Below are 18,444 nucleotides of genomic sequence, written 5' to 3'. Positions count from 1 at the left end.
ACCAAATTTATTTAGGCTCCAACACCACAAAAGGAATAATCATTTCTTCTAAAGAAACACCACCATGTTGGTAAGTATTCCTGTAGTAACTTACATAATGGTTATAATTGTTCGGGTATGCAAAGAACAAGTCGTTTTTGGCAAAAATAAAGGAGCTGCTCATATTAATGCTAGGCAAGTAAATATGTTTGGGGTCTCTTGCCTCCAACACATCACTCTTGTCATAGGTTAGGCTTCTGCCCGTTTTGTATCTTAAATTGGCGCTGGTATCACGGTCACCGACTACTTTTGAGGGAGATTTTACATTTATAGTTCCATGATCTGTAGTAATGATCAGTTTTAGCCCCATCCGCTGTGCTTGCTGTATAATTTCAAGCAATGGAGAATTTTTGAACCAGCTTTGGGTCAAAGACCGGTACGCCTTGTCATTGGAGGCCAATTCTTTTATGACTTCCATTTCTGTTTTTGCGTGCGATAACATGTCTACAAAATTGTAAACGATTACGGTTAGGTCATTGTCTTGCTGCGATTTAAAATTCTGTGATAAGCTTTTTCCTTGTTTTAGACTGCTAATTTTGTGGTATTCCCACTTTATATTTAACCCCAATCGCTTTAATTGCTCCCCTAAAAATTCGGCTTCGAACAGGTTCTTACCGCCTTCCTCCGTATCGTTCTTCCACCATTTTGGATATTTTTTTTCCATATCCAAAGGGGTAAGTCCCGAGAAGATGGCATTTCTAGCATATTGAGTAGCCGTTGGTAAGATACTCATATAAGAACCTTCCTTTTGCTTTTTATAAAAAGCCCCCACCGTATCTTCAAAGGCATACCATTGATCATACCTTAAATTATCAACGACCACTAGAAGTGTTTTCTCGTCCTTAATTTCTGGAAGTATCGAATTTTTGAAGAGGGTGTGCGACATTACAGGAGCATCTGCATCTGTAAACCAATCCACGTAATTTTTATCAACAAATTTGCAAAACTGATTGTTCGCTTCAATCTTTTGGGATTCCAATATCTCGAACATACCACTGTCCTCAATCTCTTCTAACTGTAATTCCCAATAAATCAGCTTTTTGTAGAGTTCCATCCATTCTTCATAGGTATTTATCATGGACAGATCCATCGCAATCTTACGAAATTCCTGCTGATAGTTACTTGTCGTTTTCTCGGATATTAAACGGGAATGGTCCAAGTTTTTTTTGAGCGATAACAAAATTTGGTTCGGGTTAACGGGCTTTATCAGATAATCCGCAATTTTGGAACCTATGGCTTCCTCCATAATAAACTCTTCCTCACTCTTGGTAATCATGACCACGGGCAAAGAAGCATTAATCAACTTAATTTCGTTCAAGGTTTCCAAACCGGAAATACCTGGCATATTTTCGTCCAAAAAAACGATATCAACGGTAGTACTTGCCAATTCTTCCAGAGCCTCCTGTCCACTCTGGCAGGTAATTACGGTATAGTTTTTACCTTCTAAAAAGAGGATGTGAGGCTTTAGAAGATCTATCTCATCATCCACCCAAAGTATTATTATGTTGTTCATCTAACTCCTATATTTGCTGTAAATAAAACAGATTTTGTCTAAATCCAATAAACTAAAAATTTTTAATGATCCAATTTACGGATTTATTAGAATCCCCAATACGCTCATATTCGACCTTATAGCACATCCCTATTTTCAGCGTTTGCGAAGAATTTCTCAAATGGGCCTTTCCTATTTGGTATATCCCGGAGCACATCATACGAGATTCCACCATGCTTTGGGGTGTATGCATCTTATGCAAAAGTCCATACAAGTGCTTCGTTTTAAAGGGGTTGCACTGTCGGAAGAAGAGGAACAAGGACTTCTGTGCGCTATTCTTTTACATGATATAGGCCACGGTCCGTTTTCACATGCCATGGAGCATAGTATTGTAGAGAATATTAGTCATGAAGCGATTTCTCTTCGTTTTATGCAGGAACTCAATACAATGTTTAACGGAAGTTTAACGGTTGCCATTGCCATTTTCAATGGAGAACATGATAGAAAATTTTTAAATCAACTCGTATCCAGTCAATTGGATATGGATCGTCTGGATTATTTAAAACGGGACAGTTTCTATACCGGTGTTGCAGAAGGAAACACCAATGCGGAGCGCTTAATTACGATGTTGAACGTGGTAGACGGTAATTTGGTGGTCGAGGAAAAAGGAATATACTCCGTGGAGAAGTTTCTTATGGCTAGAAGGTTTATGTATTGGCAGGTGTACCTGCACAAGACCGGGGTAGTGGCGGAACAACTTTTAATACGAATCTTAAAAAGGGCACGATATCTTATAAAAAAGAAACAGTCCCTAGTAGCTAGTGAAGCACTACTTTATTTTTTAAATCATAGAATAGACATTAAAAATTTTGATGATGCCACGCTGCGATTGTTTTCTAGATTGGACGATGTAGATGTGTTCGGTGCAATGAAGCTATGGCAATATGCGGACGACTTTATTCTGTCCGAACTTTGTAAAATGATTTTAGACAGAAAACTACTTCATATCAAAATAAAGAACGAACCCTTTAAACCAGAAAAATTAAAGGACAAATTCCTGAAGACACAGGAACGATTTAAACTATCCGACGAAGAAACCTTGTATCTGGTCTTTGACGGAGTCATAGCGAACAAGGCCTATGATAGGGATGAGCAAAATATAAATATCCTAAAGAAGAACGGTAAAATTGTAGATGTTGCCGAGTTATCCGATTATTTAAACTTAAACGCACTCTCTAAAACGGTGACCAAATATTATGTCTGTTATCCCAAAAACACAGTCTAATTTAAATAGTCTGTAGGTTTCCCCGAACTAGAATCTTGTTTAACTATTTTTCTTACTTTTGTGCTCATGGTATTTACAGCAGGTCAAATTGCAGGTATTTTAGAGGGTGAAGTACAAGGAAATTCAGAAGTAGCCGTTCATAAGCTTGCAAAAATTGAGGAAGGTGAAAAAGGTTCGCTAACCTTTTTGGCTAACCCCAAATATACTTCTTTCATTTACAAAACAAGGGCATCTATCACTATAGTGAATAGGGATTTTGTTCCGGACCAAAAGTTGGATACCACGCTCATAAAAGTTGAAGATGCCTACAAGGCTTTCTCTAAATTATTGGAGTATTACAATCAAGTTAAGAACAATAAAATAGGCATTGAGGAGCCGGTGTTTAAATCGGATACGGCAACCTATGGTGAGGACCTTTATTTAGGTGCGTTTTCCTACCTGGGAAACAATGTTAGCCTAGGTAACAATGTAAAGATTTATCCTAACGTATATATCGGTGATAACGTAAGCATTGGCAATAATGTGATTGTTTTTGCCGGAGCCAAAATATATTCTGAAACTAGTATTGGTGACAACTGCGTTGTGCATAGTGGTGTAATATTAGGTGCAGATGGTTTTGGTTTTACCCCGAACGAAAAGGGAGAATTCACGAAAGTGCCCCAGACCGGGAACGTAATTCTTGAAGATAATGTAGATGTGGGGGCAGGCACAACAATTGATAGGGCCACACTGGGATCGACCATTCTCAGGAAAGGGGTTAAACTTGACAATCAAATCCAGATTGCGCATAATGTAGAAATTGGTGAACATACGGTTATCGCTGCCCAGACCGGTATTGCAGGTTCCACAAAAATTGGAAAGTATTGCATGATCGGCGGTCAGGTGGGTATTGTGGGGCATATCGTAATTGGTGATAAGGTAAAGATTCAAGCGCAGTCGGGAATCGGTAGAAATGTAAAGGATAATGAAGTATTGCAGGGTTCACCTGCCTTAAATTACGGGGATTATAATAAGTCCTACGTACATTTTAAGAATTTACCCAAAATAATAAGTAGAATCGACGACTTGGAAAAATAAGTATTGACGATGGAAAAAACCAATGACAAACAAAGAACAATTGCCAAAGAGGTATCCCTCACTGGTGTTGGCTTGCATACGGGTGAAAATGTGACCATAAAGTTTCTTCCCGCTGCGGAGAACCATGGCTACGCCTTTAAAAGAGTAGATGTTGAAGGAGAACCGATTATAGAGGCCGATGCCAACTACGTCATTAACACACAGCGTGGCACAAATCTAGAAAAACGAGGTGTTAAGATACAGACTTCGGAACATGTGCTGGCCGCTTTGGTAGGGCTTGAGATTGATAACGTACTCATAGAAATAGATGCACCGGAACCTCCGATTATGGATGGTTCTTCTAAATTTTTTGTAGAAGCCTTAGAAAGCGCTGGTATTGTTGAACAAGAGGCCTTACGTGAGGTATATGTAGTGAAGGATGTCATCACTTATAAGGATGAGGCTACGGGTAGTGAGATTACCGTGATTCCTTCGGATGAGTACCAAGTTACCACAATGGTGGACTTTGGAACCAAAGTACTGGGCACCCAAAACGCCACACTAGAGCACATATCCGATTTCAAGGCTGAAATTGCCGATGCACGAACTTTTAGTTTCTTGCACGAGTTAGAAATGTTATTGGAAAACGGACTCATTAAAGGCGGAGATTTAAATAACGCTATTGTCTATGTGGACAAGGAAATTTCCGATGCCACGATGAAAAAACTGGAGAAAGCCTTCAATAAGAAAAAGCTTTCCGTGAAGCCCAATGGCATTTTGGATAATTTAACTTTACACCAACCCAATGAAGCTGCCAGACATAAGTTGTTAGATGTCATTGGGGATTTGGCCCTAACCGGTACTAGGATTCAAGGGAAGGTTATTGCGAATAAGCCCGGGCACTACGTGAATACCCAGTTCGCAAAAAAACTTTCTAGCATCATCAAATTAGAAAAGAGAAACAATGTACCCAAGTACGATCTGCACCAAACGCCTTTGATGGACGTTACGCAGATTATGAATATGTTGCCGCATAGACCACCATTTTTGTTAGTGGACAAAATATTGGAATTATCTGACTCCCATGTGGTAGGTGTAAAAAACGTGACGATGAACGAACCGTTCTTCGTAGGTCATTTTCCAGGAGCTCCGGTAATGCCAGGTGTTTTACAAGTGGAAGCAATGGCGCAAACAGGCGGTATTTTAGTTTTAAGTACAGTGCCCGACCCAGAAAATTACCTGACGTTCTTTATGAAGATGGATAACGTTAAGTTCAAGAGACAGGTGCTACCTGGTGATACCCTAATATTTAAATGTACCTTGATTTCGCCGATTCGTAGGGGTATTTGCCATATGCAGGCCTATGCATATGCTAATGATAAATTGGTTTCTGAAGCCGAATTGATGGCGCAAATAGTTAAAACCAAACAAGAAGCCTAATTATGAATCAACCTCTTGCTTATGTCCATCCGGGCGCAAAAATTGCAAAAAATGTGGTTATAGAACCATTTACGACTATACATAATAATGTAACTATCGGGGATGGTACCTGGATAGGTTCTAATGTTACCATCATGGAAGGTGCCCGTATTGGAAAGAACTGTAATATTTTTCCCGGTGCTGTTATTTCTGCCCCTCCTCAGGATTTAAAATATGATGGGGAAGAAACTACGGTGGTCATTGGAAACGGAACAACCATTAGGGAATGTGCAACGATACATAAAGGTACTTCCGATAGAATGAAGACCGTCATAGGGAAGAACTGCTTAATTATGGCCTATTGCCATGTGGCGCATGACTGTTTGGTAGGGGACAATTGTATCTTCTCAAATAATTCCACCCTAGCGGGGCATGTAACTATAGGAGATAATGTAATACTGGCCGGACTGGTAGCGGTACACCAATTTGTATCTATCGGTCAACATGCATTCGTTACCGGAGGTTCTTTGGTACGAAAAGACGTTCCACCGTACGTAAAGGCGGCAAGGGAACCCTTGTCCTACGTAGGGATTAATTCCGTTGGTTTACGTAGACGTGGATTCGTTTCAGAAAAAATAAGGGAGGTTCAAAACATTTACAGAATCTTATATCAAAAACACTATAATAACACACAAGCAGTACAGATTATAGAGGCGGAAATGGAAGCAACTCCAGAGCGCGACGAAATTCTCCAGTTCATTAGGGATTCCCAACGTGGAATTATGAAAGGATATTTCAGCAACAACTAAAAAAAATCAAAGAACAAAGCGTGGCCTATTGGCCGCTTTCAACATAATCAAGATAAATTAGAATGGCATCAACATCAGATATTAGAAAAGGACTTTGCATTAGGTATAATAATGATATTTATAAAATCATCGAGTTCCTTCACGTAAAACCGGGGAAAGGACCCGCTTTTGTTAGAACTAAATTAAAGAGTGTCTCTTCAGGTAAAGTCTTGGATAACACCTTTTCTGCAGGACATAAAATTGAGGATGTTCGTGTAGAAACGCGTTCCTATCAGTTTCTATATGCCGAAGGGGAAACGTATCATTTTATGAATACGGACGACTACAATCAAATTACATTACAGGAAGGTAGTTTAGACGCTCCGGGGCTATTAAAAGAAGGAGAGGTGGTGAAAATTATGTTCAATACGGAGGATAGCATGCCACTGTCCGTTGATATGCCGGCAAGTGTGGTGTTAGAAATAACGTATACGGAGCCAGGAGTAAAAGGCAACACGGCAACCAATGCAACTAAACCTGCGAAAGTGGAAACGGGAGCAGAGGTTAATGTTCCTTTGTTCATAAACGAAGGTGATAAGGTTAAAATCGATACGTCTAACGGTTCCTATATGGAACGTGTAAAAGAATAAATTGTATCCTTGAAATTCCCTACAACCTTTACGCTCCAACAAGTTGCTGAAATTATAAATTCGGACTATGTCGGTGATGCCGATTTTCCGGTAATGGGGATGAACGAAATCCATGTCGTAACGCATGGTGATATTGTTTTTGTGGACCATCCCAAATACTATGACAAGGCACTTTCTTCTAAAGCCACCATTGTCCTAATAAATAAGAAAGTAGACTGTCCCAAGGGAAAGGCGCTGTTAATTTCCGACGACCCTTTTAGGGATTTTAACAAGCTAACGCTTTATTTTAAACCCTTTGTTCCTTCGGAACGGGCCATTTCCAACACCTCGAAAATTGGGGTAAATACCATTGTACAACCTAATGTGTTTATCGGTAACAATGTGCAGATCGGTGATAATTGTATCATCCATGCCAATGTAAGTATTTATGATAACTGTATTATCGGCAACGGAGTAACCATCCACTCAGGAACGGTACTGGGTGCAGACGCTTTTTATTATAAGAAACGACCGGAAGGATTTGACAAATTAAGGTCTGGCGGCAGGGTGGTGCTGGAAGATAACGTAGACCTAGGGGCGCTATGTACTATAGATAGAGGCGTAACGGGTGACACCAGAATAGGTGAGGGTACAAAAATAGACAACCAAGTACATGTAGGTCACGATACGGTCGTAGGAAAAAAGTGTCTTATTGCCTCGCAGACAGGAATTGCCGGCTGTGTAATTATTGAAGACGAAGTCACCCTTTGGGGTCAAGTTGGAACAAATAGTGGTATTACGATTGGCGCTAAGGCCGTTATTATGGGCCAAACAGGTGTTACGAAATCTGTAGAAGGGGGAAAGAGCTATTTCGGAACACCTATAGAGGAATCAAGGGAAAAACTGAAACAATTGGCCTACGTCAAGAAGATTCCCGATTTGATAAAAAAGTTAGAAAACAAATAAAGGAGAATACTTTAGTATTCATTATCAAACATATATTTTTGTAAAAATAAAAATCAACAATAGTATGAGCGTTTTAGTTAATAAGGATTCCAAGATAATTGTACAAGGTTTTACGGGGAGTGAAGGCACATTCCATGCCGAGCAAATGATTGAATACGGTACTAATATCGTAGGTGGTGTAACTCCGGGAAAAGGTGGGCAAGAGCACTTGGGGAAACCTGTTTTTAACACTGTCGCAGAAGCTGTTGAACATGTAGGGGCGGATACAACAATTATTTTTGTGCCACCCGCCTTTGCCGCCGACGCCATTATGGAGGCTGCGAACGCTGGCATCAAAGTTATTATTACCATTACCGAGGGTATTCCCGTAGCGGATATGGTGATGGCATCCAACTATATTAAAGATAAAGACTGTCGATTAGTTGGTCCTAATTGTCCAGGTGTTATTACTCCGGGAGAAGCAAAAGTTGGTATCATGCCAGGATTCGTATTTAAGAAAGGAAACGTCGGTATTGTATCTAAGTCAGGAACCTTAACCTATGAAGCAGCGGACCAAGTAGTGCGCCAAGGTTTAGGAATTACTACAGCTATTGGTATTGGCGGTGACCCTATTATAGGAACGACTACTAAAGAGGCCGTTGAATTATTGATTAATGACCCTGAAACCGAATGTGTTGTGATGATCGGGGAGATAGGGGGTCAGTTAGAAGCGGATGCCGCTAAATGGTACAAGGCCAGCGGAAGTAAAAAGCCGGTTGTTGGTTTCATTGCTGGCGAGACAGCGCCTGCCGGGAGAACCATGGGGCATGCCGGAGCAATAGTTGGAGGTAGCGATGATACCGCACAAGCTAAGAAAAAAATTATGCGGGAGCATGGTATCCATGTGGTGGATTCACCTGCGGAGATTGGCATAAAAGTAAAAGAGGTAATGTCTTAGTAAGACGTTAAAACTTATTTAAATCCCGTTTTCGACGGGATTTTTTTCATCCATAGAGCAACAAAACTTATATTTGATAAAGTACCTAACAAATAAATAATTTATGAAACTGTTAGAAGGAAAAAACGTAATTATCACGGGAGCTAGTCGTGGAATTGGTATGGGCATAGCCAAAGTTTTTGCGGAACACGGAGCAAATGTTGCCTTTACTTATAGTTCCAGCGAAGCGCCGGCAAAAGAATTGGAAAAGGAATTGATAGCCAAAGGCGTTAAAGCAAAAGCATATAAAAGTAATGCTGCTAGTTTTAGTGAGGCGGATGTACTTGTAAACGAGGTATTGAAAGATTTTGATGGTGTTATCGATATCCTTATCAATAATGCCGGTATTACCAAGGACAACCTTTTAATGCGAATGTCAGAAGCCGATTTTGATACGGTCATAGATATCAATCTGAAATCGGTCTTTAATATGACCAAGGCCGTTCAGAGAACCTTATTGAAGCAGCGCAGCGGCTCCATTATTAATATGAGTAGTGTTGTAGGTGTAAAAGGTAATGCGGGACAGACCAACTACGCCGCATCAAAAGCAGGAATGATAGGTTTTACCAAATCTGTGGCGCTAGAGCTAGGATCACGCAATATTCGTTGTAACGCTATAGCACCTGGATTCATTGAAACCGAAATGACCGATAAGTTAGACGAGAAAACCGTACAGGGTTGGAGAGATGGTATACCTTTAAAACGAGGGGGGTCTACAGTGGATATTGCCAATGCATGTTTATTCTTTGCTTCGGATTTATCTGCTTATGTTACTGGTCAGGTTTTGAACGTTGATGGCGGAATGCTTACCTAATTCCTAAAAACTTCTATTTATGATTTATGTAACTACGGATTATATTGCCGGAAAAGAGATATCCGAATCCTTAGGTATCGTAAGAGGCAGTACTGTTAGAGCCAGAAATATTGGAAGGGATGTCTTTGCCGGGCTAAAAAATCTTGTAGGTGGTGAAATATCGGAATACACCCAATTATTGGCCCAAGCTCGGGAACAGGCCATAAAGCGAATGCTAGACGATGCACAAAGGGTAGGGGCGGATGCGGTCGTGAATGTAAGGTTCAATACTTCTCAGGTGATGCAAGGAGCGGCGGAAATGCTCGCCTATGGCACTGCGGTAAAATTAAAATAGTTGGTCATGGATATATTTCCTAGACTCCTTTTTCTGCTTTTTTACGGGGGATTATTTGTAATCCTGATTTATCTCATCTTCAAACGCATAGAAGACAAGAGAAATGAGGAATTTGAACAAAGGGATAATTAATATATGGAAACAAAGACCGTTTTAGTCATACTTTTCGCTGCGGTAGTTTCTTTGCTCCTAGTACTGCTTCAATATTACTTTAGGGTAAGAAAAAGAGATAAAACAACACTTTTACTATCATTTTTAAGGTTCTTAGGAGTATTTGGTATACTTCTTCTTTTGATAAATCCTAAGTTTTCTAGTACAATCTATACTGTTGAGCAACCCAATCTCGTAATTTTAGTGGACAATTCTACTTCGGTTGCGGCGTATGATAGTACAATTCAACAAATACGGACTACTATTGATGATTCTCAAGAATTAACGGATCGTTTTAAGGTGAATTCCTATGGCTTTGGAGCCGATATAGGGGTGTTGGATAGCCTTACTTTTAAAGAGAAGCAAACGGACATTACAAAGTCGTTAGAGGTGTTGTCCCAAGTTTACGCCAGAAAAAAGACGGCCGTACTCTTAATATCGGATGGAAATCAGACCATTGGAGAGGACTATTCCTTTTATAAAACTAAGGAGAATCTTAGTATATATCCTGTTACCGTTGGCGACACAACTAACTACGAGGATTTAAGCGTAGGGTCCATCAATACTAATACTTATGCATTTTTGGACAATCAGTTTCCCGCAGAAACCTTTATCTCCTATCAAGGAAGGGGTGAGGCGGTGGCTACTGTAACGATTACAATGGATAATAAAATTGTACATTCGGAAAGACTCCGGTTTTCAAAAAAATCCAATTCGAAAAATATTAAAACGCTGATTAAAGCGGGTAGCGTAGGTAAAAAGGAAATTAAGGTAAACATTACCCAATTACCATCGGAAAGGAATACTGCGAATAATAGAAGGGAAACTATCATCGAGGTCATTGATGAGAAAACAAAAATTGGGCTGGTTTCCGAGATTTTACATCCGGATTTAGGTGCGTTAAAAAAAGCTATAGAAACGAATGAACAACGTAATGTTCAGATTATTCAGCCTTCCACGGTAAACACCGATTTAGAGGATATCGATTTATTCATCCTTTATGAACCCAATGCAGCCTTCAACAATATTTTTCAATTTGCAGAAAAGAAAAAGGCTAATCTGTTAATTGTAACAGGTACAAATACCGATTTTAACTATTTAAACTCGGCACAGAATAACTTTAAAATTGAAGGTGGGTATCCCAATCAAGAGGTTTTTGGGGTTCTGAATAAAGGTTTCTCCAAATATGACATCACTAACTTTGACCTTGAGAATTTTCCACCACTTAATAGCGACGCCGGCCCTTTGAACTTTAACGTTCCTTATGAAACATTGTTGGGAACAAAAATCAAAGGCCTGGATATGAACGCACCTCTTTTCTCTCTTTTTGAGACGGACGATAGAAAAATAGCATTGTTAGTTGGCGAGGGTATCTGGAAGTGGCGCTTGCAATCTTTTAGAAATTACGGAGATTTTACAAATTTTGATGCTTTTGTTGGTAACCTTTTCCGATACCTCTACAGTAATAAAACCAAGGATAGGCTTAATCTCGACTATAACAGCCGATATGAAGGAAATAGTGCCGCTTATATAACAGCAACTTTTTTTGATGAAGCGTATCGTTTTAATCCGAACGCTCAATTAACGATTACCGTAACTAATGAAAGTACTAACAAGAGCAATACGAGCCCAATGGTTTTAAAAAATGGATATTTTGAAGCCGACCTAACCAATCTTGTGGCAGGTAATTACAGATTTACCGTCAACGTTAAGGACGAAAACATCTCAGAGTCGGGTACCTTTGTTATTTCCAATTTTGATATTGAGAAACAATTTGTTTCCAGTAATGATGATAAAATGAAACTGCTTGCAGAAAACACGGGTGGAGCACACCATTACGCTTCAAATTACGAAAATTTACTGTCGGAACTTATTTCTTATGGCGACTATGTGCCCACACAAAAAAGCACTGAAAATGTCGTATCTTTGATAGATTTTAAAATACTATTAGCGCTCATAGTTTTTGCTTTTGCGATGGAGTGGTTGATAAGAAAATATAATGGATTAATCTAAAATAAAGAAGATGGATAAATTACCAAAGATTGCCTTACCGGCAATATTTATAATCATTGCATTAGTAATACTGATTTCTAAGTCGGCTGTCACCATTGGTTCCGGTGAAGCGGGAGTACTCTATAAAACCTTTGGTGGCGGGGTTGTTACGGATAAGCCGCCTCTGGGAGAAGGTTTTCATATTGTAGCGCCATGGAATAAGGTGTATGTCTATGAAGTACGGCAGCAAGAAGTATTGGAAAAAATGAACGTACTTTCTAGTAATGGTTTGGATATTAAATTAGAGGCTTCGGCTTGGTTCGAACCAATACGGAGCGATTTGGGCAAATTGCATCAGGAGAAGGGCGAGGCCTATATTCAAAGAGTACTATTGCCCACGATTAGATCTGCAGCCCGTTCTGTCGTTGGCAGATATACCCCGGAGCAACTATATTCAAGTAAGCGTGATGCCATACAACAAGAAATTTTTGACGAGACAAAAAAAATCGTTGAAGGTGAGTATATTCAATTAAATGAAATTTTGGTGCGTGATGTAACCTTACCGCCAACCATTAAAGATGCGATTGAACGTAAATTAAAACAGGAACAAGAATCCCTTGAATATGAGTTTAGATTGGTTACGGCCAAGAAGGAGGCGGAGAAAGTGACCATTGAGGCTCAAGGTAAGGCCGATGCGAACAGAATTCTAAGCGCATCCCTCACCGACAAGATTTTACAGGATAAAGGTATCGACGCTACTTTGAAATTATCGGAATCTCCAAATGCCAAGGTTATTGTTGTGGGGAGCGGTGATTCTGGTCTTCCTTTGATTTTGGGTAATAATTAAAAAACTGCAAAACATTTTGTTTCATTTTTAACTTTTGTTTTGTGAAGTCAAAAATAGATTTTACTTTTACATCGTAATGAAAATTAGAACTACACATCATCATATCCATACACACGCTTAGGCGAGGTAGGAATGTTTTGTAGTAGTACAACATATTTAAAAACCCGTTTGAGCAATCAAGCGGGTTTTGTTTTTTAACCTGTTCTGGTTACTCAACATTAATAAACACCAATGACAAAAATTAGAATTGCTATTCAGAAATCAGGGAGATTGAACGAAGATTCCCTTCAAATACTGAAAGACTGTGGAATATCCATTGACAACGGAAAGGACCAATTAAAGGCTTCCAGTAGAAACTTTCCCATGGAAGTGTTTTACCTACGTAACGGAGATATTCCTCAGTACCTTAGGGATGGGGTGGTTGATATCGCTATTATCGGCGAGAACGTATTAATAGAAAAAGGTACGGATATCAGTATTGCTGAAAAACTCGGCTTCTCCAAGTGTAAGGTATCCCTTGCCGTACCCAAATCCTTTAAGTATAATTCTGTAAAGGACTTTGAAGGGAAACGAATCGCCACATCCTATCCTAATACGGTGAAGAATTATCTAGCGGAGAAAGGAGTAAATGTGGACTTGCATATTATTAGTGGTTCTGTAGAAATTGCACCCAATATTGGATTGGCAGATGGCATTTGTGATATTGTTTCTAGTGGAAGCACCTTGTTCAAGAACAATTTAAAAGAGGTGGAGGTAATGCTTAAAAGTGAAGCGGTACTAGCTGTTTCACCAACCATATCCGAAGAACGTAAAGCACTACTTGGCAAACTGCAGTTTCGTATTCAGGCTGTGTTAAAAGCTCGGCAGTCTAAGTATGTACTATTAAATGCGCCTAATGACAAGCTACAAAACATCTTGGCCCTGTTGCCCGGAATGCGAAGTCCTACCGTGCTTCCCTTGGCAGAAGAGGGATGGAGTTCGGTACACACCGTAATTAATAAGGATACTTTCTGGGAAGTAATAGATGAGCTAAAACATGCAGGTGCTGAGGGAATTTTGGTTTGTCCAATCGAAAAAATGGTTTTATAAACCTCTCCTAACCTCCCCAAAGAGGAGGAACAAACAAATAATTATGAATAAAATATATAAACCCGAAATAGCAGACTGGAAGGACGTTTTAAGACGGCCTACACAAACCGTGGCCGCTATTGAGGATACTGTGAACAGCGTGTTTTCAGCGGTAAGAGAAGAAGGTGATAGTGCTGTTTTAAGGTATACAGAGGAGTTTGACAAGGTGAAATTAAATTCAATTTTGGTATCCGAAGCAGAACTGAAGGAAGCAGAAGGATTGGTTTCTGATGATTTAAAGGAAGCTATCGATTTGGCAAAATCAAATATTGAGGTCTTTCACAAAGCACAAAAGACCGATAGAATAGAAGTAGAGACCACGACAGGAGTGTACTGCTGGCAAGAAAAACGGGCTATTCAAAAAGTAGGCCTATATATTCCGGGAGGAACAGCTCCTCTATTTTCTACAATTCTTATGCTAGCGATACCAGCGGCCATTGCGGGTTGTAAGGAGGTTGTACTCTGTTCTCCGCCTAATAGCGAAGGAAAATTGGACCCTGCCATATTGTATACCGCATCACTTTGTGGTGTAACTAAAATTGTAAAAGTTGGCGGCATACAGGCTATTGCCGGGATGACCTTTGGTACAGAGACAATTCCGCAGGTCTATAAAATATTCGGACCAGGTAATCAGTACGTCACGGTCGCTAAGCAGATTGCTACCAAATTTGGTGTCGCAATCGATATGCCCGCTGGCCCTAGTGAACTGTTGGTCGTAGCAGATGATTCAGCCAACGCAGCCTTTGTTGCTTCAGATTTATTGAGTCAGGCAGAACATGGTGTGGACAGTCAGGTTATCCTAGTATCTACCTCCAAGAATATGATAGATACTGTTGCAGATGAAGTTGCCCTGCAGTTAGAAGACTTACCCAGAAAAGAGATTGCCCAAAAAGCCATTGCAAATAGCAAGCTTATTTTTGTTGAAGATGACCAAATAGCTATTGATTTAATAAATGAGTACGGACCTGAACATTATATTGTCTGCGTCTCTAACGAGGATTTCTATGTAGAAAACACCTTAAATGCGGGCTCTGTATTTATAGGAAATTATACTCCGGAAAGTGCAGGGGATTATGCTTCGGGCACCAATCATACCTTACCGACTAATGGTTATGCCAAACAGTATAGCGGTGTTAATTTGGACAGCTTTATGAAGAATATGACGTTTCAAAAGATTTCACGGGAAGGCATCCAGAATATAGGCAGTGCTATTGAATTGATGGCCGAGGCAGAAGGATTACAAGCACACAAAAATGCGGTTACACTTCGTTTGAATAGTTTAAAATGAGTTTTGATCTAGATAAAATAATACGTGAGAATGTAAAGGGCTTAAGCCCCTATTCTTCTGCGCGCGACGAGTACGTTTCAGACGGTTCCAAAATGGTGTTTTTAGATGCCAATGAGAATCCCTTCGATAATGGTGTAAATCGGTACCCGGACCCCAAACAACGAAGTTTAAAAGCGCTTTTGGCAGCACAAAGAGGTATTGGGGAAAACAATATCCTTTTAGGCAATGGTAGCGATGAAGTATTGGATTTGTTATTTAGAGCTTTTTGTGAGCCCGGAGAAGATAATGTAATCACCTTACCACCTACATATGGTATGTACGGTGTACTTTGTGGTATTAACAACGTAGCAAACAGGTCTATTTTATTAGAGGCGAATTTTCAGCCTAATGTAGAAGCTATTTTAAATACAGTGGACAAGAATTCAAAGCTTGTTTTTATTTGCTCACCTAATAACCCGACTGGTAATACAATTTCTGCTCACAAAATAGAAGAACTCTTAAATACCTTTGACGGATTGGTGGTGATAGATGAAGCGTATATTGATTTTTCTTCAGAACAAAGTTGGATCGCTAAATTGTTGGAATACCCGAATTTGGTGGTGACACAGACCTTGTCCAAGGCCTACGGTATGGCAGGAATTAGGCTAGGTATCTGTATTGCTTCAGAAGAGGTAATCGGGGTTTTAAACAAGATTAAACCGCCTTATAACGTAAACGAACTAACGCAACAAAGGGCTAAGGAGCGTGTATCTAACGAGAAAGTAGTACAAAAAGAAATTACTGCTATTCTTAAAGAACGCCAACTACTTAAAGATGCATTAGCAGACGTATCCTTTGTTACTAAGGTTTACCCTTCAGATGCGAACTTTATTTTGGCCAAGGTGGATGACGCTTCCATCCGGTACCAACAATTATTAGAAAAAGGAATTGTAGTTCGCAATCGTACCACACAACCCTTATGCGAGAATACCCTAAGGTTTACCGTGGGAACGCCAGACGAGAATAATACATTAATTAAAGCTTTAAAATCAATAGTATGATTGAAGATATAAGCTCCCCCGTGGGCAAAGGAGGAGGCCGTCGTGTTCTTTTCATTGATCGTGATGGAACCATCATTAAGGAGACCGTTGACGAGCAAATAGACGCTTTTAACAAAATGGTTTTTTATCCTAAAGCCTTTACTTATTTGGGGAAAATAGCTAAGGAACTAGATTATGAATTGGTAATGATTACCAACCAAGATGGTTTAGGAACGGATGTCTTTCCGGAACACACATTTTGGCCCGTGCATAATTTCATTATAAAATCATTCGAAAACGAGGGAGTCGTCTTCGATAAGGTTTTTTTAGATAAAACTTTTCCTCATGAGAACTCAAACACAAGAAAACCTGGTACTGGACTATTAACGGAATATTTTTCTGAAAGCTACGACCTCGGAAATTCTTTTGTCATAGGTGATCGGTTAACAGATATAGAGCTGGCCAAAAACCTTGGGGCCCAAGGTATTTTCATCAATGATAACACCAATCTCGGCACGGGCGAAATTACGGTAAAACGAGAGGAGCTTGATGCAACTATCGCCCTAGAAACCAATGATTGGGAAAAAATATACGAGTTCTTGAAACTTAAAGAACGTACCGCTGAAATAACCAGAAAGACAAACGAAACGGACATCCATATCAATTTAAATCTTGATGGTACCGGTAAAAGTGATATAAAGACTGGACTTGCTTTTTTTGACCATATGCTTGATCAGTTGGCGCGTCACGGGCAAATGGACCTTGCCATCAAAGTAAACGGAGACTTAGAGGTAGACGAGCATCACACGATTGAGGATACCGGTATAGCTTTAGGGGAAGTTTTTGCTAAGGCGTTGGGAAATAAATTGGGTATTGAGCGCTATGGATTTTGCTTACCCATGGACGATTGCCTTGCTCAGGTAGCTATAGATTTCGGAGGGCGTAACTGGTTGGTATGGGATGCAGATTTTAAGAGGGAAATGGTAGGGGACATGCCCACTGAAATGTTTCACCATTTCTTTAAATCATTCACGGACGGTGCCAAAGCAAATTTAAATGTAAAGGCCGAAGGAACAAATGAGCATCATAAGATTGAGGCCATCTTTAAAGCTTTCGCCAAGGCTATAAAAATGTCCGTTAAGCGCGATGTGGAGAAAATGGTGTTGCCTAGTACAAAAGGGCTATTGTAAAAACGATTGGAGATTTAATAGTATAGAATGAAAATTGTTATTATAAATTATGGCGCTGGTAATATTCAAAGCATCAAATTTGCTATAAAACGATTAGGTTTTGAAGCAATTCTGAGCAGTGATATCCAAGAGATACGAAATGCGGATAAGGTCATCTTTCCTGGAGTAGGTGAGGCCAGTAGTGCTATGAAGAAACTCCGTGATAGCGGATTGGATACCATTATTCCCACCTTAAAACAACCCGTACTTGGTATATGTCTAGGGATGCAGTTAATGTGTAATTCCTCTGAAGAGGGCAATACCAAGGGAATTGGAATTTTTGATGTTGATGTAATAAAGTTTCATACTGATGTAAAAGTACCGCAGATTGGGTGGAACCAAATTACAGGTTTAGAATCAGATTTGTTTAAAGGAATCCAAAACCAAGAGCATATTTATTTGGTCCATAGTTTTTATGCCCCGGTTTGTAATGCCACTATTGCTTCATGTAATTACGGTATTCCTTATAGTGCTGCTTTGCAAAAAGATAATTTTTACGGCACCCAATTCCACCCAGAGAAAAGTAGTGCAGTTGGTCAAGAGATATTGGCTAATTTTTTAGAAATTTGATGGGTAAAGATTTTTTTATTTCAAATGATAAGAACTTACTGAATATTAAAGCAATAAAAAGCTTTATAGCGGATGAATATTGGGGTGATGGAAGAACAATTTTAGATGTAGAGAAAACTGTCAAAAACTCTTATTGTTTTGGAATATATACCCTGGGTAATGAACAAATCGGTTTTGCAAGAGTAGTTACCGATTATATCTATTTCGGTTACCTTATGGATGTGGTCATATTTGAACGATTCCAAGGAAAGGGATATGGAAAAAGTCTTATTGAACACGTATTGCAGGACAGCGTTATAAAAGGACTCAAAACAATAGCGTTGAAAACTAAAGATGCACATAGTCTGTACGAGCGGTATAACTTTAAAAAGATTGGTAATTCTCCGCTATGGATGAGTATTGATAAACAAAAATTAGACTAAT

18 protein-coding genes are annotated in these 18,444 nt (G+C 39.6%); 17 read left to right on the top strand and 1 reads right to left on the bottom strand.

Annotated elements, in window-relative coordinates:
- Positions 1-7 precede the first annotated feature (7 nt).
- A complete protein-coding gene (locus BFP77_RS01225; protein ID WP_099572263.1) occupies positions 8-1,552 on the bottom strand; it encodes a PglZ domain-containing protein in 1,545 nt (514 codons plus the stop codon).
- Between the two features lie 34 nt (positions 1,553-1,586).
- On the opposite strand from BFP77_RS01225, the gene BFP77_RS01220 reads away from it, so the two are divergent.
- The 17 genes from BFP77_RS01220 (at position 1,587) to BFP77_RS01140 (ending at position 18,443) form a co-directional block, all read left to right on the top strand.
- Positions 1,587-2,816, top strand: a complete 1,230-nt coding sequence (locus BFP77_RS01220; RefSeq protein ID WP_099572262.1) for an HD domain-containing protein — start codon at positions 1,587-1,589, stop codon at positions 2,814-2,816.
- Positions 2,817-2,882: 66 nt separating this feature from the next.
- Positions 2,883-3,893 carry a UDP-3-O-(3-hydroxymyristoyl)glucosamine N-acyltransferase gene (lpxD, locus tag BFP77_RS01215; protein WP_099572261.1) on the top strand — a complete coding sequence of 337 codons (1,011 nt, stop codon included), beginning with the start codon at positions 2,883-2,885 and terminating at the stop codon, positions 3,891-3,893.
- A 9-nt stretch (positions 3,894-3,902) separates the two neighbouring features.
- Complete coding sequence (locus BFP77_RS01210) at positions 3,903-5,312, top strand: bifunctional UDP-3-O-[3-hydroxymyristoyl] N-acetylglucosamine deacetylase/3-hydroxyacyl-ACP dehydratase (RefSeq protein WP_099572260.1); 1,410 nt, start codon at positions 3,903-3,905, stop codon at positions 5,310-5,312.
- Between the two features lie 2 nt (positions 5,313-5,314).
- On the top strand, positions 5,315-6,100 hold the full coding sequence (gene lpxA / locus BFP77_RS01205) for an acyl-ACP--UDP-N-acetylglucosamine O-acyltransferase (RefSeq protein ID WP_099572259.1): 786 nt from the start codon (positions 5,315-5,317) through the stop codon (positions 6,098-6,100).
- A gap of 62 nt (positions 6,101-6,162) precedes the next feature.
- Positions 6,163-6,729, top strand: a complete 567-nt coding sequence (gene efp / locus BFP77_RS01200) for an elongation factor P (RefSeq protein ID WP_099572258.1) — start codon at positions 6,163-6,165, stop codon at positions 6,727-6,729.
- A 9-nt stretch (positions 6,730-6,738) separates the two neighbouring features.
- Positions 6,739-7,674: a UDP-3-O-(3-hydroxymyristoyl)glucosamine N-acyltransferase gene (locus BFP77_RS01195; protein WP_099572257.1), complete on the top strand. Its 936-nt coding sequence runs from the start codon at positions 6,739-6,741 to the stop codon at positions 7,672-7,674.
- Positions 7,675-7,738: 64 nt separating this feature from the next.
- Positions 7,739-8,611 (top strand): succinate--CoA ligase subunit alpha, encoded by an 873-nt coding sequence (sucD, locus tag BFP77_RS01190; RefSeq protein ID WP_099572256.1) that lies wholly within the window; start codon positions 7,739-7,741, stop codon positions 8,609-8,611.
- Positions 8,612-8,714: 103 nt separating this feature from the next.
- Positions 8,715-9,464 carry a 3-oxoacyl-[acyl-carrier-protein] reductase gene (gene fabG / locus BFP77_RS01185; protein ID WP_099572255.1) on the top strand — a complete coding sequence of 250 codons (750 nt, stop codon included), beginning with the start codon at positions 8,715-8,717 and terminating at the stop codon, positions 9,462-9,464.
- A 19-nt stretch (positions 9,465-9,483) separates the two neighbouring features.
- Complete coding sequence (locus tag BFP77_RS01180; protein ID WP_099572254.1) at positions 9,484-9,798, top strand: YbjQ family protein; 315 nt, start codon at positions 9,484-9,486, stop codon at positions 9,796-9,798.
- A gap of 135 nt (positions 9,799-9,933) precedes the next feature.
- Positions 9,934-11,961: a vWA domain-containing protein gene (locus BFP77_RS01175; protein ID WP_099572253.1), complete on the top strand. Its 2,028-nt coding sequence runs from the start codon at positions 9,934-9,936 to the stop codon at positions 11,959-11,961.
- Between the two features lie 10 nt (positions 11,962-11,971).
- Positions 11,972-12,787 carry a prohibitin family protein gene (locus BFP77_RS01170; RefSeq protein WP_099572252.1) on the top strand — a complete coding sequence of 272 codons (816 nt, stop codon included), beginning with the start codon at positions 11,972-11,974 and terminating at the stop codon, positions 12,785-12,787.
- 231 nt (positions 12,788-13,018) lie between these two features.
- A complete protein-coding gene (gene hisG, locus BFP77_RS01165; protein WP_099572251.1) occupies positions 13,019-13,876 on the top strand; it encodes an ATP phosphoribosyltransferase in 858 nt (285 codons plus the stop codon).
- A 43-nt stretch (positions 13,877-13,919) separates the two neighbouring features.
- Positions 13,920-15,203 (top strand): histidinol dehydrogenase, encoded by a 1,284-nt coding sequence (gene hisD, locus BFP77_RS01160; RefSeq protein WP_099572305.1) that lies wholly within the window; start codon positions 13,920-13,922, stop codon positions 15,201-15,203.
- Positions 15,200-16,243, top strand: a complete 1,044-nt coding sequence (gene hisC, locus BFP77_RS01155; RefSeq protein ID WP_099572250.1) for a histidinol-phosphate transaminase — start codon at positions 15,200-15,202, stop codon at positions 16,241-16,243. The genes hisD and hisC overlap by 4 nt, the downstream gene beginning before the upstream one ends.
- Positions 16,240-17,412, top strand: a complete 1,173-nt coding sequence (hisB, locus tag BFP77_RS01150) for a bifunctional histidinol-phosphatase/imidazoleglycerol-phosphate dehydratase HisB (RefSeq protein ID WP_099572249.1) — start codon at positions 16,240-16,242, stop codon at positions 17,410-17,412. The genes hisC and hisB overlap by 4 nt, the downstream gene beginning before the upstream one ends.
- A gap of 27 nt (positions 17,413-17,439) precedes the next feature.
- A complete protein-coding gene (hisH, locus tag BFP77_RS01145; RefSeq protein ID WP_099572248.1) occupies positions 17,440-18,021 on the top strand; it encodes an imidazole glycerol phosphate synthase subunit HisH in 582 nt (193 codons plus the stop codon).
- On the top strand, positions 18,021-18,443 hold the full coding sequence (locus tag BFP77_RS01140; RefSeq protein WP_099572247.1) for a GNAT family N-acetyltransferase: 423 nt from the start codon (positions 18,021-18,023) through the stop codon (positions 18,441-18,443). Before hisH ends, BFP77_RS01140 begins: the two co-directional genes overlap by 1 nt.
- The last annotated feature ends 1 nt before the right edge of the window (position 18,444 follow it).

The organism is Maribacter sp. 4U21 (genome assembly GCF_002742365.1).
Taxonomy (GTDB): domain Bacteria; phylum Bacteroidota; class Bacteroidia; order Flavobacteriales; family Flavobacteriaceae; genus Maribacter.
This window is presented reverse-complemented; position numbering and strand designations above follow the sequence as displayed.

Excerpts from the sequence above, each read along its gene's own strand:
- BFP77_RS01225 (WP_099572263.1), bottom strand. The coding sequence starts at position 1,552 with ATGAACAACATAATAATACTTTGGGTGGATGATGAGATAGATCTTCTA.
- lpxD (WP_099572261.1), top strand. The coding sequence starts at position 2,883 with ATGGTATTTACAGCAGGTCAAATTGCAGGTATTTTAGAGGGTGAAGTA.
- BFP77_RS01210 (WP_099572260.1), top strand. The coding sequence starts at position 3,903 with ATGGAAAAAACCAATGACAAACAAAGAACAATTGCCAAAGAGGTATCC.
- lpxA (WP_099572259.1), top strand. The coding sequence starts at position 5,315 with ATGAATCAACCTCTTGCTTATGTCCATCCGGGCGCAAAAATTGCAAAA.
- efp (WP_099572258.1), top strand. The coding sequence starts at position 6,163 with ATGGCATCAACATCAGATATTAGAAAAGGACTTTGCATTAGGTATAAT.
- sucD (WP_099572256.1), top strand. The coding sequence starts at position 7,739 with ATGAGCGTTTTAGTTAATAAGGATTCCAAGATAATTGTACAAGGTTTT.
- fabG (WP_099572255.1), top strand. The coding sequence starts at position 8,715 with ATGAAACTGTTAGAAGGAAAAAACGTAATTATCACGGGAGCTAGTCGT.
- BFP77_RS01180 (WP_099572254.1), top strand. The coding sequence starts at position 9,484 with ATGATTTATGTAACTACGGATTATATTGCCGGAAAAGAGATATCCGAA.
- BFP77_RS01175 (WP_099572253.1), top strand. The coding sequence starts at position 9,934 with ATGGAAACAAAGACCGTTTTAGTCATACTTTTCGCTGCGGTAGTTTCT.
- BFP77_RS01170 (WP_099572252.1), top strand. The coding sequence starts at position 11,972 with ATGGATAAATTACCAAAGATTGCCTTACCGGCAATATTTATAATCATT.
- hisG (WP_099572251.1), top strand. The coding sequence starts at position 13,019 with ATGACAAAAATTAGAATTGCTATTCAGAAATCAGGGAGATTGAACGAA.
- hisD (WP_099572305.1), top strand. The coding sequence starts at position 13,920 with ATGAATAAAATATATAAACCCGAAATAGCAGACTGGAAGGACGTTTTA.
- hisC (WP_099572250.1), top strand. The coding sequence starts at position 15,200 with ATGAGTTTTGATCTAGATAAAATAATACGTGAGAATGTAAAGGGCTTA.
- hisB (WP_099572249.1), top strand. The coding sequence starts at position 16,240 with ATGATTGAAGATATAAGCTCCCCCGTGGGCAAAGGAGGAGGCCGTCGT.
- hisH (WP_099572248.1), top strand. The coding sequence starts at position 17,440 with ATGAAAATTGTTATTATAAATTATGGCGCTGGTAATATTCAAAGCATC.
- BFP77_RS01140 (WP_099572247.1), top strand. The coding sequence starts at position 18,021 with ATGGGTAAAGATTTTTTTATTTCAAATGATAAGAACTTACTGAATATT.